This window comes from Rhizobium beringeri, assembly GCF_004306515.1.
In the GTDB taxonomy this organism is placed as follows: Bacteria; Pseudomonadota; Alphaproteobacteria; order Rhizobiales; family Rhizobiaceae; genus Rhizobium; species Rhizobium beringeri.
Genome location: NZ_SILG01000001.1, coordinates 3,129,154 through 3,144,448, shown reverse-complemented (window position 1 = coordinate 3,144,448; position 15,295 = coordinate 3,129,154). Strand labels below are relative to the sequence as shown.

13 protein-coding genes are annotated in these 15,295 nt (G+C 60.3%); 7 read left to right on the top strand and 6 right to left on the bottom strand.

The window, feature by feature from the left end; translation table 11 throughout:
- The first annotated feature begins 75 nt into the window (after positions 1-75).
- Entirely contained in the window at positions 76-357 is a 282-nt protein-coding gene (locus ELH03_RS15850) for a hypothetical protein (protein ID WP_105006986.1), read from the top strand.
- On the opposite strand, the gene ELH03_RS15845 is transcribed toward ELH03_RS15850, so the two are convergent.
- On the bottom strand, positions 358-828 hold the full coding sequence (locus tag ELH03_RS15845) for a hypothetical protein (RefSeq protein ID WP_128412303.1): 471 nt from the start codon (positions 826-828) through the stop codon (positions 358-360).
- Positions 829-984: 156 nt separating this feature from the next.
- On the bottom strand, positions 985-1,989 hold the full coding sequence (locus ELH03_RS15840; RefSeq protein WP_128412304.1) for a LysR family transcriptional regulator: 1,005 nt from the start codon (positions 1,987-1,989) through the stop codon (positions 985-987).
- 271 nt (positions 1,990-2,260) lie between these two features.
- On the opposite strand from ELH03_RS15840, the gene chvE reads away from it, so the two are divergent.
- From chvE to araD, 6 genes are all read left to right on the top strand, one after another.
- Positions 2,261-3,325 (top strand): multiple monosaccharide ABC transporter substrate-binding protein, encoded by a 1,065-nt coding sequence (gene chvE, locus ELH03_RS15835; protein WP_003561803.1) that lies wholly within the window; start codon positions 2,261-2,263, stop codon positions 3,323-3,325.
- Between the two features lie 92 nt (positions 3,326-3,417).
- Positions 3,418-4,956, top strand: coding sequence for a multiple monosaccharide ABC transporter ATP-binding protein (gene mmsA / locus ELH03_RS15830; protein ID WP_128402071.1), 1,539 nt, complete (start codon positions 3,418-3,420; stop codon positions 4,954-4,956).
- Positions 4,953-6,164 carry a multiple monosaccharide ABC transporter permease gene (mmsB, locus tag ELH03_RS15825; protein ID WP_003561801.1) on the top strand — a complete coding sequence of 404 codons (1,212 nt, stop codon included), beginning with the start codon at positions 4,953-4,955 and terminating at the stop codon, positions 6,162-6,164. Before mmsA ends, mmsB begins: the two co-directional genes overlap by 4 nt.
- Before the next feature lie 106 nt (positions 6,165-6,270).
- Positions 6,271-7,266, top strand: a complete 996-nt coding sequence (araD1, locus tag ELH03_RS15820; protein WP_164902074.1) for an AraD1 family protein — start codon at positions 6,271-6,273, stop codon at positions 7,264-7,266.
- A 67-nt stretch (positions 7,267-7,333) separates the two neighbouring features.
- The gene (locus ELH03_RS15815; protein ID WP_018481569.1) at positions 7,334-8,767 is read left to right on the top strand and encodes an aldehyde dehydrogenase family protein; all 1,434 of its coding nucleotides are present in this window, start codon (positions 7,334-7,336) and stop codon (positions 8,765-8,767) included.
- Positions 8,768-8,828: 61 nt separating this feature from the next.
- The gene (araD, locus tag ELH03_RS15810) at positions 8,829-10,568 is read left to right on the top strand and encodes an L-arabinonate dehydratase (protein WP_018495271.1); all 1,740 of its coding nucleotides are present in this window, start codon (positions 8,829-8,831) and stop codon (positions 10,566-10,568) included.
- A gap of 76 nt (positions 10,569-10,644) precedes the next feature.
- Here the strand turns inward: araD and ELH03_RS15805 are convergent, their stop codons facing one another.
- The 4 genes from ELH03_RS15805 to ELH03_RS15790 all read right to left on the bottom strand — a co-directional run bounded on the left by ELH03_RS15805 (position 10,645) and on the right by ELH03_RS15790 (position 15,270).
- The gene (locus tag ELH03_RS15805) at positions 10,645-11,706 is read right to left on the bottom strand and encodes an HD domain-containing phosphohydrolase (RefSeq protein ID WP_128402069.1); all 1,062 of its coding nucleotides are present in this window, start codon (positions 11,704-11,706) and stop codon (positions 10,645-10,647) included.
- Positions 11,707-12,082: 376 nt separating this feature from the next.
- Entirely contained in the window at positions 12,083-12,907 is an 825-nt protein-coding gene (locus ELH03_RS15800) for a transglutaminase family protein (RefSeq protein WP_018495269.1), read from the bottom strand.
- Between the two features lie 12 nt (positions 12,908-12,919).
- A complete protein-coding gene (locus ELH03_RS15795) occupies positions 12,920-13,861 on the bottom strand; it encodes an alpha-E domain-containing protein (RefSeq protein ID WP_018446778.1) in 942 nt (313 codons plus the stop codon).
- Positions 13,861-15,270: a circularly permuted type 2 ATP-grasp protein gene (locus ELH03_RS15790; RefSeq protein ID WP_105006978.1), complete on the bottom strand. Its 1,410-nt coding sequence runs from the start codon at positions 15,268-15,270 to the stop codon at positions 13,861-13,863. Before ELH03_RS15790 ends, ELH03_RS15795 begins: the two co-directional genes overlap by 1 nt.
- Between the last annotated feature and the right edge of the window lie 25 nt (positions 15,271-15,295).

Here is a 15,295-nt window from a genome sequence, read left to right as displayed (position 1 = left end):
CTGACCAGGAAAGGCTCTAGAGACAATCGCGGCACGGGCCGACGGCAGTGCGACAAATGCGACCGCGGGGCAGGAATGAAACTCATCGATCCGAATCATCCGGCATATCGGCGCCTCTGGGTGCGGATTGCCATCGTTGCCGTTTGCTTCGGCTGGGCCGTGGTCGAACTTGTCACCGGCGATCCGTTCTGGGCGGTGCTGGCCGGCGGGGCAGGTGCCTATTCCTTCTATATGCTGTTCTGGACCTTCAATCCGCAGCCCCCGGCCATCGAGCCGCCCGTGCAGCCTGACGCCGAGGACGAGGACGAACCCGCGGCGACCGCTGAAAAACCTTCTAAGGACGGGCAGGCGGAATAGTCAGCGGCTCAATCGCCGCAGCGCTTCGTCGATCAGCAGATTGGCCAGCATCATGCGCTTCGTCGCATTGTCGCGGAAGGGCAATTCTACGCCATCGGGATGATTGGCGCGCGCGAAGGCGCGGCGCTTTTCACGGAGCGTCAGCGGCGTATCGGCGGCGGAGATCGCCAGTTCGGCGGCAACCTCCTGCGGTGTCGTGCGGACGAGATGATCCGGCATGACGGGTTCGGGTGGAGGCGCAGGCGCCGGCTTTTCCACGACCCCAGCGGCAGCATCGAGATCCAGATTGTCGAAATAGGCCTGGCCGACGCGTTGCGAGGCAGCCGAGACGCCCTCCATGACATCGAAGGCAAGCCCGGTGCCGAGGCCGGAGACGCGATGGGCAGCCGGCGCTTCGGCGTCTTCGGCCGTCTCGTCCTCTGCCTTCAGCCGCTCGAGGACTGATTGAAATACCGACTGTCCGAACAGCATCCCGCCTTCCTTGAGAGCATTTCCGTTTTTCTTCGAACCACGGAAATGCTCTATCTTCTTGTTCACGCAATTCCTGGGAAAATCGCTGCACACTTTTGCTGGAATTGCCCAGACCCATTAGAAGAGAGCAAGATGGCGCAGGGCTTGCGGCTGTCGTCAGCCCGCCTGATTGCGACTCTCCTCGAGGATGATGTCGTAGAGCAGCCTTGCGCTTGGCGGCAGCGCCCGTTCCCTGGCCGTGATCATGCTGTAGGGCTTGACGTTGATGTCGAAATCGATCGGCAGCATGCGCACATCCGAGGCATTCGAGCCCTGGCTGGCAAGGAACTGGGCGACGTCGACGGCGACCGGAGCGATCGCATCGGTTTCGCAGATGATGGCGCAGGTCAGAAGTAGCGAAGAGGTGTTGACGATATTTTCCGGCAGCGCCACGCCACGCGATAGGAAAACGTCTTCGATCGTGCGGCGCAGCAGCGTGCCCGGCGGCTGGAACACCCAGTCGTAATCCCTGACGTCGGAAAGGCTGCTGCTCTTCTGCTTCATGAGTGGATGGCACCTGCGCACGATCAGGCAAGCCCGCTCGATGCCGATCTCCGTCACCTCGAACAGGCGCGGGTTGAGATCATCGGGAATGCGGCCGATGATGAAGTCATGGCGGGCGGCGAGCAGTTCGCGGGCAAGCACGTTGCTCGTCTCCACCTGGATGTTGATTTCGATGCCCGGATAGGCCTTGCGCACCTTGTTGATCGCCGGCACGACGAGGCTCATGGCCGGCGCCGTCACCGAGCCGATGAAGACCGAGCCGCCCTTGCCGCTTTTCAATTCGCCGATCTCGCGGCTCGCCTCACGCAGCTCCAGGAGGATCTTCCGAGCCCTTCGCGCTAGCGCTGCGCCGAAGGTCGTCAGCACCACGCCGCGGGCCACGCGCTCATAGAGCGATGTCTTGGTGATTGATTCCATTTCGGACAACATCCGTGACGCGGCGGGCTGCGAGATGTTCAGGACTTCCGCAGCTGCGGAAATCTGTCCACTATCTTCGATTGCGACGATCATCCGCAGGTGATTCAGCTTAAGTCCTGCACGCAAAAGGTTGTCATCGCCGAAATTATCACTGTGGATATCGACATGATCCATCGAAAATGGCTCGGAAATAACCGTCATGGTTGCAGCCTCCTCGCTGCGCTCCATCAAAAGTAATACTTTTTAACGATATACCAAAATTGTTATGCACGTTAGCACTTATTCTATTTGACAGTTATAGGAATCCATACCAGTTTGCCGCCGTGTGCTGGTTGGCACTCAACACGTGTGAGATCGTGGAGGAGACCTACTTCGTTTCTCACCATCTGAAGTAACTATCCAATACGGAACCTGCCACAGTTTCGGGGCGGGCGATTTTTCGTCCGCTGCTCTATTAACAAGGGAGAGAGAAATGAAATCCATTATCTCATTGATGGCTGCGGCTGCCTTCGGCGTCGCTTCGTTCGTTGCACCGGCTCTGGCCGCGGATAAGGGCACTGTCGGCATTGCGATGCCGACCAAGGCTTCTGCCCGCTGGATCGACGACGGCAACAACATCGTCAAGCAGCTCCAGGCTGCCGGTTACGGCACTGACCTGCAGTATGGCGACGACGACATTCCGAACCAGCTTTCGCAGATCGAAAACATGGTCACCAAGGGTGCCAAGGTTCTCGTCATCGCTTCGATCGACGGTACGACGCTTTCCGACGTTCTCCAGAAGGCACACGACGCCGGCATCAAGGTCATCGCTTATGACCGTCTGATCCGCGATTCGGGCAACGTCGACTACTACGCGACGTTCGACAACTTCCAGGTCGGCGTTCTGCAGGCTGGCTCCATCGTTGACGGCCTCGGCCTCAAGGATGGCAAGGGCCCGTTCAACATCGAACTCTTCGGCGGTTCGCCGGACGACAACAACGCCTTCTTCTTCTATGATGGCGCAATGTCCGTTCTGCAGCCCTACATCGACAGCGGCAAGCTCGTCGTGAAGTCCGGCCAGACCGGCATGGACAAGGTCGGCACGCTGCGTTGGGATCCGGCAACGGCCCAGGCCCGCATGGACAACCTGCTCTCGGCCAACTACACCGACGCCAAGGTCGATGCCGTTCTGTCGCCTTACGACGGTCTGTCGATCGGTATCATCTCCTCGCTGAAGGGCGTTGGTTACGGTACTGCGGCTCAGCCGCTCCCGATCGTCACCGGTCAGGACGCTGAAATCCCGTCGGTCAAGTCGATCATTGCTGGCGAACAGCACTCGACGATCTTCAAGGACACCCGCGAACTCGCCAAGGTCACCGTTGCCATGGTCGATGCCGTGATGTCCGGCAAGGAGCCTGAGGTCAACGACACGAAGACCTACGACAACGGCGTCAAGGTCGTTCCGTCCTATCTGCTGAAGCCGGTTGCCGTCGACAAGACCAACTACAAGCAGATCCTCGTCGACAGCGGTTACTACTCTGAAGACAAGCTGAAGTAATGAGAAGGACCGGAGCCCGCGCTTGCGGGTTCCGGTCTTCGATTTTATGATCGCCCGGCTGGTTGACGGCTGCAGGCGCTGGAACTTTGACTATGGACAATACAATCCTCGAAATGCGGAGCATCACCAAGACGTTCCCGGGCGTCAAGGCGCTGGAAAATGTGAACCTCAAGGTTCGCCAGGGTGAGATCCACGCATTGGTGGGCGAAAACGGGGCCGGCAAATCGACCCTGATGAAGGTGCTATCAGGCGTCTATCCGACAGGAAGCTATGAAGGCGACATCGTCTATGAAGGCGAGACGCGCAACTTCAAGGTCCTGAAGGACTCCGAAGAAATCGGCATCGTCATCATTCACCAGGAACTGGCGCTCGTGCCGTTGCTGTCGATCGGCGAAAACATCTTCCTTGGCAACGAGAATGCCAAGAGCGGCGTCATCAGCTGGGACGAGACATTCAACCGCACGAAGCAGCTGCTGAAGAAAGTAGGCCTGTCCGAATCTCCGAACACGCTGGTCACTGATATCGGCGTCGGCAAGCAGCAGCTCGTCGAGATCGCCAAGGCCCTCTCGAAGAGCGTCAAGCTGCTCATCCTCGACGAACCCACAGCCTCGCTCAATGAACGCGATTCCGACGCTCTCCTCAATCTGCTGATCGAGTTCCGCAAGCAGGGCATCACTTCGATCATCATTTCCCATAAGCTGAACGAGATCCGCAAGGTCGCCGACCAGATCACCGTCCTGCGCGACGGGATGACCGTCAAGACGCTCGACTGTCATGCGGACGAGATCAGCGAAGATATCATCATCCGCAACATGGTCGGCCGCGATCTTGAAGACCGCTATCCGCCGCGTTCGGTGCCGATCGGCGAAACCATTCTCGAAGTGAAGAACTGGAACGCCTACCACCAGCAGCACCGCGATCGTCAGGTCCTGCACAATATCAACGTCACCGTCCGCAAGGGCGAAGTCGTTGGCATCGCCGGCCTGATGGGGGCAGGGCGCACCGAATTCGCCATGAGCCTCTTCGGCAAGGCCTATGGCCACAAGGTTTCGGGCGAGGCGCTGATGCACGGCAAGCCGGTCGACGTCAGCACCGTGCGCAAGGCAATCGATGCAGGGCTCGCCTACGTCACCGAAGACCGCAAGCAGCTCGGCCTCGTGCTCAATGACACGATCCTGCACAATACGACGCTCGTCAATTTGAAGGCGGTGTCGAATGCGTCTGTTATCGACAGCTTCAAGGAGGCGCGGGTTGCGACCGACTTTCGGTCGAAATTGCGCATCCGTTCCTCCAGCATCTTCCAGGAGACGGTCAATCTTTCCGGCGGCAACCAGCAGAAGGTGGTGCTGTCGAAATGGCTGTTCTCCAATCCCGATATTTTGATCCTCGACGAGCCGACGCGCGGCATCGATGTTGGCGCAAAATACGAAATCTATACTATCATCAACCAGCTTGCCGCCGATGGAAAGGGCGTTCTGATGATCTCATCGGAAATGCCCGAACTGCTTGGTACGTGTGACCGCATCTACGTGATGAACGAAGGACGCATCGTCGCGGAACTGCCGAAGGGAGAAGCAAGCCAGGAAACCATCATGCGCGCTATCATGCGCTCAGGGGAGAAGAAACAATGACACCGATCAATCAACCCATCGCTGAGCAAGGGCGTGTCGTCTCCATCGGAGACTACGTTCGCGGCAACATCCGCGAATATGGCATGTTTATCGCGCTCATCGCGATCATGGTGTTCTTCCAGTTCTCGACCGGTGGCGTACTCTTCAGGCCGCTCAACCTGACAAACATCATTCTGCAGAACTCGTTCATCGTCATCATGGCGCTCGGCATGCTGCTGGTGATCGTTGCCGGCCATATCGACCTTTCGGTTGGTTCCGTCGTCGGCTTTATCGGCGCTATCGCCGGCGTAATGACGGTGCAATGGCACACCAACTATGTCCTGGCGGGTATCGTATGTCTCGCCATGGGCGCGCTTGTCGGCGGCATCCAGGGCTATTTCGTCGCTTATCACAAGATCCCGTCCTTCATCGTCACGCTGGCTGGCATGCTGGTCTTCCGCGGCCTGACGCTGTTCGTGATGACGGCATCGGGGACCGGCACCAGCATCGGTCCTTTCCCGCCGGCTTTCCAGTTGATCAGCATCGGCTTCCTGCCGAACGCTTTCGATATGGGCGGCATCAACTCGACCTCGATCATTCTGACCGTTGTCGGCGCCGTAACCCTCTTCTATCTGGCATGGCGCAAGCGCCTGTCGAATGAAAAGCATGGCAATGACGTCGAGCCGCTGGGCTTCTTCCTCGCCCAGAACGCCCTCGTCACCCTCGCCATTCTGGCGCTCGGCTACCAGCTGTCGATCTATCGCGGCTTCCCGAATGTGCTGATGGTTATGCTCGTTCTGGTTGCTGCCTATGCCTTCATTACCCGCCGTACGACGATCGGCCGCCGCATCTACGCCATGGGCGGCAATGAGAAGGCGACGAAGCTTTCCGGTATCAACACCGAGCGGCTGACCTTCCTGACGTTCGCAAACATGGGCCTGCTTGCCGGACTGGCCGGATTGATCGTTGCCCTGCGTCTCAACTCGGCGACGGCCAAGGGCGGCTTCGGTCTTGAACTCGACGTGATCGCGGCCTGCTTCATCGGCGGCGCATCCGCCCAGGGCGGCGTCGGCAAGGTGACCGGCGCTGTTATCGGCGCTCTGATCATGGGCATCATGAACAACGGCATGTCGATCCACGGTCTCGGCACCGACTCGCAGCAGATGGTCAAGGGTGCGGTGCTTCTCGCTGCCGTGTTCTTCGACGTTTACAATAAGAACAAGGGCTGAGCTTAGCTCGGCACCCGCATCGCAGTCATAAGAAACCTGAATTCCGGCTCCGCATGGAGCCGGAGAGGCGTAGCTGTGCCATCGCCAAAGGAAAAGGATGAGTAACGTGCTTATTTCACAGATCAAGGGTGCAAACGGAGAGATCATCGTCGCCGTGCGCGAGGCGGGCGGCGCTGCCAGGTCGGTCAAGAACGCCGTCAGCGTCTATGCGCTGGCGATGGAAGCCGCAGACGGCGGCAAGTCGCTTGCCTCAGTCATCGAAGCGCATGGCTACGGCGATGCCGTCGATCTCGAAAAGGCCTATGCGGACGGTCGCTTCCTGCCGCCGATCACCCATCCCGATGCCGCCCACCTGCATCTGACCGGCACCGGCCTGACGCATTTGGGCTCGGCGGCAACGCGCGATTCCATGCATAAGAAGACCACCGAGGCCGCTGAGGAAACCCTCACGGACTCGATGAAGATGTTCAAGATGGGCCTCGAGAACGGCAAGCCGAAGGCCGGCGAAAAGGGCGTCCAGCCCGAGTGGTTCTACAAGGGCAACGGCTATGGCGCCGCGGCCCCCGGCGCGCCGCTCATCTCGCCCTCTTTCGCGCTCGACGGCGGCGAAGAGCCTGAAATGGCTGGCATTTACGTGATCGCCAAGGACGGCACGCCGTTCCGCATCGGCTTTGCGCTGTCGAACGAATTTTCGGACCACGTCACCGAGCGGATCAACTATCTCTTTCTGGCCCACTCGAAATTGCGCCCGGCCGCCTATGGTCCGGAAATCCGCATCGGCGCGGCCCCGGACGATATTCGCGGCACCTCGCGCATCAAGCGCGGCGACAAGGTGATTTTCGAAAAGCCGTTTCTGTCCGGTGAGGCGAACATGTCGCACACCTTCGCCAATCTGGAATATCACCACTTCAAATATGGCCTCTTCCGTGTTCCGGGCGATGTTCACGTCCATATGTTCGGCACGGCGACCCTTTCCTTTGCCGATGGCGTCAAGACCGAAGAGGGCGATGTCTTCGAGATCGAAGTCGCCGAATTCGGCCTATCGCTCCGTAATCCGCTCAAGGTAGCCGCCGAGGAAGAGATCGCCGTCAGGCAGCTCTGAATACAAGACCTGGCCGCATTGGCGGCCGGATCTTTGCTCGTAACGGTAAAGGAGGCTTGTTAAGCCCATGACCATTTATCAAAACTTGATCGCCGGCGAATGGGTCGGCTCGAACGCGACGAAGAACATCAACCCGTCGGATACAAATGAGGTCGTCGGCCTCTATGCCGATGGTAGCGCTGATGACACGAGAAACGCCATCGCTGCGGCCAAGGCCGCTTTCCCGGCCTGGTCGCGTTCGGGCATCTGGGAGCGCCACGTCATCCTCAAGAAGGCCGGCGACGAGATCATGGCGCGCAAGGACGAGCTAGGTGCGTTGCTTGCCCGCGAAGAAGGCAAGACGCTGCCGGAAGCTACCGGTGAGGTTATCCGCGCTTCGCAGATTTTCGAATTCTTCGCCGGTGAGGCGCTGAGGCTGGCCGGCGAGGTCCTGCCGTCGGTTCGTCCGAATATCGGTATCGAGATCACCCGCGAGGCTCTTGGTGTCATCGGCATCATCACGCCGTGGAACTTCCCGATCGCCATTCCCGCCTGGAAGATTGCGCCGGCGCTCTGCTACGGCAACACCATCGTCTTCAAGCCGGCCGAACTGGTGCCCGCCTGTTCCTGGGCGATCGTCGATATCCTGCATCGCGCCGGCCTGCCGAAGGGCGTGCTGAACCTCGTCATGGGTAAGGGCTCGGTCGTCGGCCAGGCCATGCTCGAAAGCCCCGACGTTCACGGCATCACCTTCACCGGTTCCACCGGCACCGGCAGGCGCGTCGCCGCTGCCTCCATCGAGCATAACCGCAAGTTCCAGCTGGAAATGGGCGGCAAGAACCCGATGGTCGTGCTCGACGATGCCGATCTCAACGTCGCCGTCGAGGCGGCCGCCAATTCAGGCTTCTTCTCCACAGGCCAGCGCTGCACTGCGTCGTCGCGCCTCATCGTCACCGAGGGCATCCATGACAAGTTCGTCGCGGCGCTGACCGACAAGCTGAAGACGCTCGTCGTAGACAACGCCCTGAAGGCCGGCACCCATATCGGTCCCGTCGTCGATGAGCGGCAGCTGAAGACCGATACCGACTATATCGAGATCGGTAGAAAAGAAGGCGCGAAACTCGCCTTCGGCGGCGAAGTGATCTCCCGCGACACGCCCGGCTTCTATCTGCAGCCGACGCTGTTTACCGAAGCGACCAACCAGATGCGGATCTCGCGCGAGGAAATCTTCGGACCTGTGGTGTCGGTGATCCGGGTCAAGGATTACGACGAGGCGCTGGCGACGGCCAACGACACGCCGTTCGGGCTCTCCGCCGGCATCGCGACCACGAGCCTGAAACATGCGACGCATTTCAAGCGCAATTCCGAGGCCGGCATGGTGATGGTGAACCTGCCGACCGCCGGCGTCGATTTCCACGTTCCCTTCGGCGGCCGCAAGGGCTCGTCCTACGGCCCGCGCGAGCAGGGCAAGTACGCTGCCGAATTCTATACAACCGTCAAGACCGCCTACACGCTGGCTTGAGACAAATGCGATGAACCGGGCCGTACGAGGCGTTCCGGCGATATCCCGAAGGATAGAGACGATGAAAAAGAAAGCGGAATGGCCGCGCAAGCTGAGGTCGCAGGAATGGTACGGCGGTACGAGCCGCGACGTGATCTATCACCGCGGCTGGCTTAAGAACCAGGGTTATCCGCACGACCTGTTCGATGGCCGGCCGGTGATCGGCATCCTCAACACCTGGTCGGATATGACCCCGTGCAACGGTCATCTCAGAGAGCTCGCCGAAAAGGTGAAGGCGGGCGTATGGGAGGCCGGCGGCTTCCCGCTTGAGGTGCCGGTGTTCTCGGCATCCGAAAACACCTTCCGCCCGACCGCGATGATGTACCGCAATCTTGCCGCGCTCGCGGTGGAAGAGGCGATCCGCGGCCAGCCGATGGATGGCTGCGTATTGTTGGTCGGCTGCGACAAGACCACGCCGTCGCTTATCATGGGGGCGGCTTCCTGCGACCTGCCTTCGATCGTCGTCACTGGCGGGCCGATGCTGAACGGCTATTTCCGCGGCGAACGGGTCGGCTCGGGCACGCATCTGTGGAAGTTTTCCGAAATGGTGAAGGCCGGCGAGATGACGCAGGCCGAATTCCTCGAGGCGGAAGCCTCGATGAGCCGTTCGTCGGGCACCTGCAACACCATGGGCACTGCCTCCACCATGGCTTCCATGGCCGAGGCGCTCGGCATGGCGCTCTCCGGCAACGCCGCGATCCCGGGCGTCGATTCCCGCCGCAAGGTCATGGCGCAGCTTACCGGCCGGCGTATCGTGCAGATGGTCAAGGACGACCTGAAGCCCTCCGAGATCATGACGAAGCAGGCCTTCGAGAATGCCATCCGCACCAACGCGGCCATCGGCGGATCGACCAACGCCGTCATCCACCTGCTCGCCATCGCCGGCCGTGTCGGCATCGATCTTTCGCTTGACGACTGGGACCGCTGTGGCCGTGATGTCCCGACCATCGTCAACCTGATGCCGTCGGGCAAGTACCTGATGGAGGAGTTCTTCTATGCCGGCGGCCTGCCGGTGGTGCTGAAGCGCCTTGGCGAGGCGGGCCTCCTGCACAAGGATGCGCTGACGGTATCCGGCGAAACCGTCTGGGACGAGGTCAAGGACGTCGTCAACTGGAACGAAGACGTTATCCTACCGGCCGAAAAGGCGCTGACAGCTTCGGGCGGCATCGTCGTGCTGCGCGGCAATCTCGCGCCGAAGGGCGCGGTGTTGAAGCCTTCGGCGGCTTCGCCGCATCTGCTGGTGCACCGGGGCAGGGCTGTTGTCTTCGAGGATATCGACGACTACAAGGCCAAGATCAACGACGATAACCTCGACATCGACGAAACCTGCATCATGGTCATGAAGAACTGTGGGCCGAAGGGCTATCCTGGGATGGCCGAGGTCGGCAATATGGGGTTGCCGCCGAAGGTGCTCAAGAAAGGCATCCTCGACATGGTGCGCATTTCCGACGCCCGCATGTCCGGAACGGCCTACGGTACCGTCGTGCTGCACACATCGCCGGAAGCGGCTGTCGGCGGGCCGCTCGCGGTCGTGAAAAACGGCGACATGATCGAGCTTGATGTGCCGAACCGTCGTCTGCATCTCGACATTTCCGATGAGGAAATGGCGCGGCGGCTCGCCGAGTGGCAGCCGAACCACGATCTGCCCACATCCGGCTATGCCTTCCTGCATCAGCAGCATGTCGAAGGGGCCGATACCGGCGCCGACCTCGATTTCCTCAAGGGATGTCGCGGAAACGCGGTCGGCAAAGACAGCCACTAATCGGGCTATCCAAGATTGGAAAAGGCGGGGCATCACCCCGCTTTTTTTGTCCGCCGGTTTTCTGGGCTAACGGCAATCAGCCGTTCGAGATCGCCATGCTGCGATCCTCGTCGACGCCATGTTCGAAGAGCGCACGGATCGCCGGCCATTTGCGACGGAAAGCGGCAACGCAGGCCGGGTCGAAATGCGATCCGCTGCAGGCGATGATTTCCTCGTAGGCTCGCTCGATCGGCCAGGCCTGCTTGTAGGGTCGATCGGAACAGAGCGCTTCGAAGACGTCGGCGACTGCGACGATGCGCGCTTCGATCGGGATCGCGTCGCCGGACAGGCCCTTGGGATAGCCGGTTCCGTCCCATTTCTCATGATGGCCGGCGATGATGGCGGTCGCGACGCGCGAAAGCTCGGCGGAGCTGTTGGCAAGAATGGCGACGCCGATCGGGACATGCTCGCGCATGCGTTCGATCTCGTGCCGCTCGAGCTTACCCGGCTTTTGCAGGATGGCATCGGGAATGGCGATCTTGCCGATATCGTGCAAGGGAGCGGCGAGATAGATGTTGCGCCGCTGGATGCGGTCGAGGCCGAGGCCTTCGGCGATCAGCTCGGCGATATTGGCGACGCGCTCGATATGGTCGCCGGTGTTGCCATCGCGCGAGGCCATCGCCTGGGCAAGGCACCAGATGATCTCCTGCTCGCGCATATCGGCCTGTTCGGTGGCGTGGCGGAAGGCCATGTCGAGTGATTTCGCCCGGTCGGCAAGCGCCAGCTGGGCCTTATGCAGGGCCATCAGATTGAGGACGCGCGCCTGCAGTTCCAAGGGGTCGAAGGGCTTGGCGAGAAAATCCGTAGCGCCGGCCGCCAGCGCTTCCAGGCGAACCGACCGCTTCGCCTGCGAGGTGATCATCACGACGGGCACATCCTCATAGCCCGGCTGGCGGCGCAACCTGCGGATCATCTCGATACCGTTCATCTCAGGCATCATATAATCGATCAGCACGACGTCGAAATCGACGGCCTGGCAGCGAGCAAGGGCTTCGAGTGGATTGGTGAAGCTTTCGACCACACAGCCGGCGAAACCACGGACCGCGGTCTCAAGGGCGAGAAGGCTGGATTCGCTGTCGTCGACGATAAGAAGAGGCATGGGACGATCCTGTTAAATCCCAGAAGCAAACAAACAGGCTGCCTCATCGGAGGGGCCGCGATCGTCGCCTCATCCGTGCCGGCAGCTCAACATCATCATGAAAGCCTGCATCATGCCGCTTCTTAGACGGCGCCTGCCGAAATACATCAGGCGTCGCCGCAGACAAGCTTGTGCCTGCGGCCTTAAAATAGAGTTAGTCTGCAATGAAAAATTGACGAACGGCAATTATGACGTGCGGCGCATCCCGCAAGCAGGCGGAAATTCGGGACCGTCAGTCTATATATTTAAGTCGAACATGTTTGTTTCGCGGCCAAACTCGGCAGGTATTCTATCGGCCCCCATCGCAGGGTGCGATAAAGCTATCTTTGCGGTCCACTCAACTCTGGCTCTGGCTTTGCATCTGTCCGCCGTCCTCGACCTTCACTGTAACCGACAGCGTTTCGCCCGGCGTGCCGATGCGCATGCCTGAAATCGGCGCGGCGTCGCGATAGCAGAGGCCGGAGGCGACACGAATGTAGCGCGCATCCGGGCAGATCTCGTTGGCGGGATCGAAGCCGACCCAGCCGAGGCCGGGAATATGGGCTTCGGCCCATGCATGGGTCGCAGCCTGTTCGATCTTCTCTTCCATCATCAAATAACCGGAGATGTACCGCGCCGGCACCTGCAAGGCGCGGGCGGCGGCAATGAAAATATGCGCATGGTCCTGGCAGACGCCGCTCTTCTTCTCCAGCGCCTGTTCGGCCGTCGTCTCGGTGTTGCTGGTGCCGGGCTTGTAGTCGACCGTTTCGTGGATTGCAGCCATCAGCGCGTGCATGCGGGCAAGCTCGTTATCGCCACCGATGCCCTTGATCAGTTCCTTGACCAACTTGCCGCCCTTGGTCAGCGGCGTGTCGCGCAGGAAGAGCCAAAGCGGGCAGAAGCCGGTATGCGGGCCGGTGACGCCGTTATTGTCCTCCGTCTCGACCTCGCCTTCGGCGAGAATACGCGTCACATCCTGCTCGCCTTCCAGCGAGACCAGATTGACGTGATTGCCGTATTGGTCGTCATATTCCACTTCGGGCGTGGCGCCCTCGACGTTCAGCGCCCAGCCGAGCACTTTCTGAGCGGGGCTCGTCGGCGGCGTCAGCCGCAGCCTTTGCAGCGAGAACTGCGTCGGTCCGTCGTAGCGGTATTCGGTGAGGTGGCTGATCTTCAGTCTCATATTGTTATCCGCTTATACATAGAACCGGTAGCCGTCGGAAATTTCCGCGCCGAGCTTGTTGTTACGCGAGACGAAATCCTCCAGGAATTCGTGCAGGCCCTGATCCATGATATCCCGGATCGCCCTCGTCTGCAGTGTCTTGCGGATCGCATCCGCGGTATCGTGGGCAGGGAGCCGCTCCTCGTAATCCTGGGCGAGATAGCCGAGATTGCTGACGATTTTCTCGTAGCAATAGGCAAGCGAGCGCGGCATCTGGACATTGAGGGTCAGGAAGTCGGCGATGTTCATCGCCCGGTATTCGCCGTCATAGGCCCAGCTATAGGCGCGGTGGGCGGAGACCGAGCGCAGGATCGATTCCCACTGCACATTGTCGAGGGAGGAGCCGACGGCCGAGACCGAGGGCAGCAGCACGTAATATTTCACGTCGAGGATGCGGCTGGTATTGTCGGCCCGCTCGATAAAGGTGCCGATGCGGGCAAAATTATAGAGCTCGTTGCGCAGTGTCGAGCCATGGAAGGCCCCGCGGATGAGGCCGGCGCGGCGCTTGATGACATCGATCACCTCGGGCATTTCGGCCGCCTTGACGCGCTTTTCGAGCAGCGACTTCAAGTCGATCCAGCATTCGTTGGTGGCTTCCCAAGTCTCCCGCGTCAGCGCCGTGCGCACCATGCGGGCATTGTTGCGGCCGGACTCGATGCAGGACATGACGCTCGACGGATTGGCGCGATCGCGCAGCAGATAGTCGATCGCGTCGGCATTCGTCAGCTTCGTGTGGCCCTCGTCATATGCCTCGCGCACCCCAGCGCTTTGCAGCACGCCATCCCAGTTGTCATCGCCTGCGCTGCTGCGGGTGAGCGACATGCGCAGTCCAGCATCGACGAGGCGGGCGATATTTTCGGCGCGCTCGATGTAACGGAACATCCAGTATAGGCCGTTTGCGGTTCTTCCGAGCATCAGTCCTCCAATACCCAGGTGTCTTTGGTGCCGCCGCCCTGGCTGGAATTGACCACCAGCGAGCCCTGCTTCAGCGCCACGCGGGTGAGACCACCCGGAATGATCTGCACCTTGTCGGATACAAGCACATAGGGGCGAAGGTCGACATGGCGCGGCGCGATGCCCTTGTTGACGAGGATCGGCACAGTGGAGAGCGACAGCGTCGGCTGCGCGATGTAATTGTTCGGCTTGGCCTTCAGCTTCTCGGCGAAATCGGCGCGCTCCTTCTTCGATGCCGTCGGGCCGACCAGCATGCCGTAGCCGCCGGAGCCGTGCACCTCCTTGACCACCAGCTCTTCCAGATGCTCCAGCACATATTTCAGGCTGTCGGCTTCCGAACAGCGCCAGGTCGGCACGTTTTCGAGCAGCGCTTTGCGGCCGGTATAGAATTCGACGATCTCGGGCATATAGGAGTAGATTGCCTTGTCGTCGCAAATGCCGGTGCCCGGCGCATTGGCGATGGTGATGTTTCCGGAGCGGTAGACATCCATGATGCCGGGAATGCCGAGTGCGGAATCGGGCCGGAAAGTCAGGGGATCGAGGAAGTCGTCGTCGACGCGGCGGTAGAGCACGTCGATCGCTTCGTAACCGCGTGTCGTCCGCATCTTCACCTTGCCGTCGATGACGCGCAGATCCGAGCCTTCGACCAGTTCGACGCCCATCATGTCGGCGAGGAAGGAATGCTCGTAGTAGGCGGAGTTGTAAATGCCCGGCGTCAGCACGGCGACGCGCGGCTTGCCCTTGCAGCCGGGAGGGGCGAGCGAGGCGAGGCTCTGACGCAGCAGGTAGGGATAATCCTCGACACGCTGCACCTTGTTCTCATGAAAGAGCTCAGGGAACATCTGCATCATGGTTTCCCGGTTTTCCAGCATGTAGCTGACACCGGAGGGCGTGCGGGCATTATCCTCCAGCACGTAAAACTGGTCCTCTCCGGTGCGCACGATGTCGGTGCCGACAATGTGGGTGTAGACGCCGCCGGGTGGCCGGAAACCGATCATTTCGGGGATGAAGGTGACGTTGTTCTCGATCAGCTCACGCGGAACGCGGCCAGCGCGGATGATCTCCTGCTTATGATAGATATCGTCCAGAAAGGCGTTAAGCGCGATCACCCGCTGCTCGATGCCTTGGGCGAGTTTGCGCCATTCGCGGGCGGAGATGATGCGAGGAATGATGTCGAAAGGGATGAGCTTTTCGGAACTGTCGGCGTGGCCGTAGACCGCGAACGTGATGCCGGTCTTCCGGAATATGTTTTCCGCATCGCGGGACTTGGCTATCAGATGCGCCCGGTCTTGGCTGTTGTACCACTCGAAGTATTTTTCATAAGGCGCGCGAGGACTTTCGTCCCCGGTAATCATTTCATCAAATGCCAAAGGCTCGGCTCCCCTTTTTGTTCAT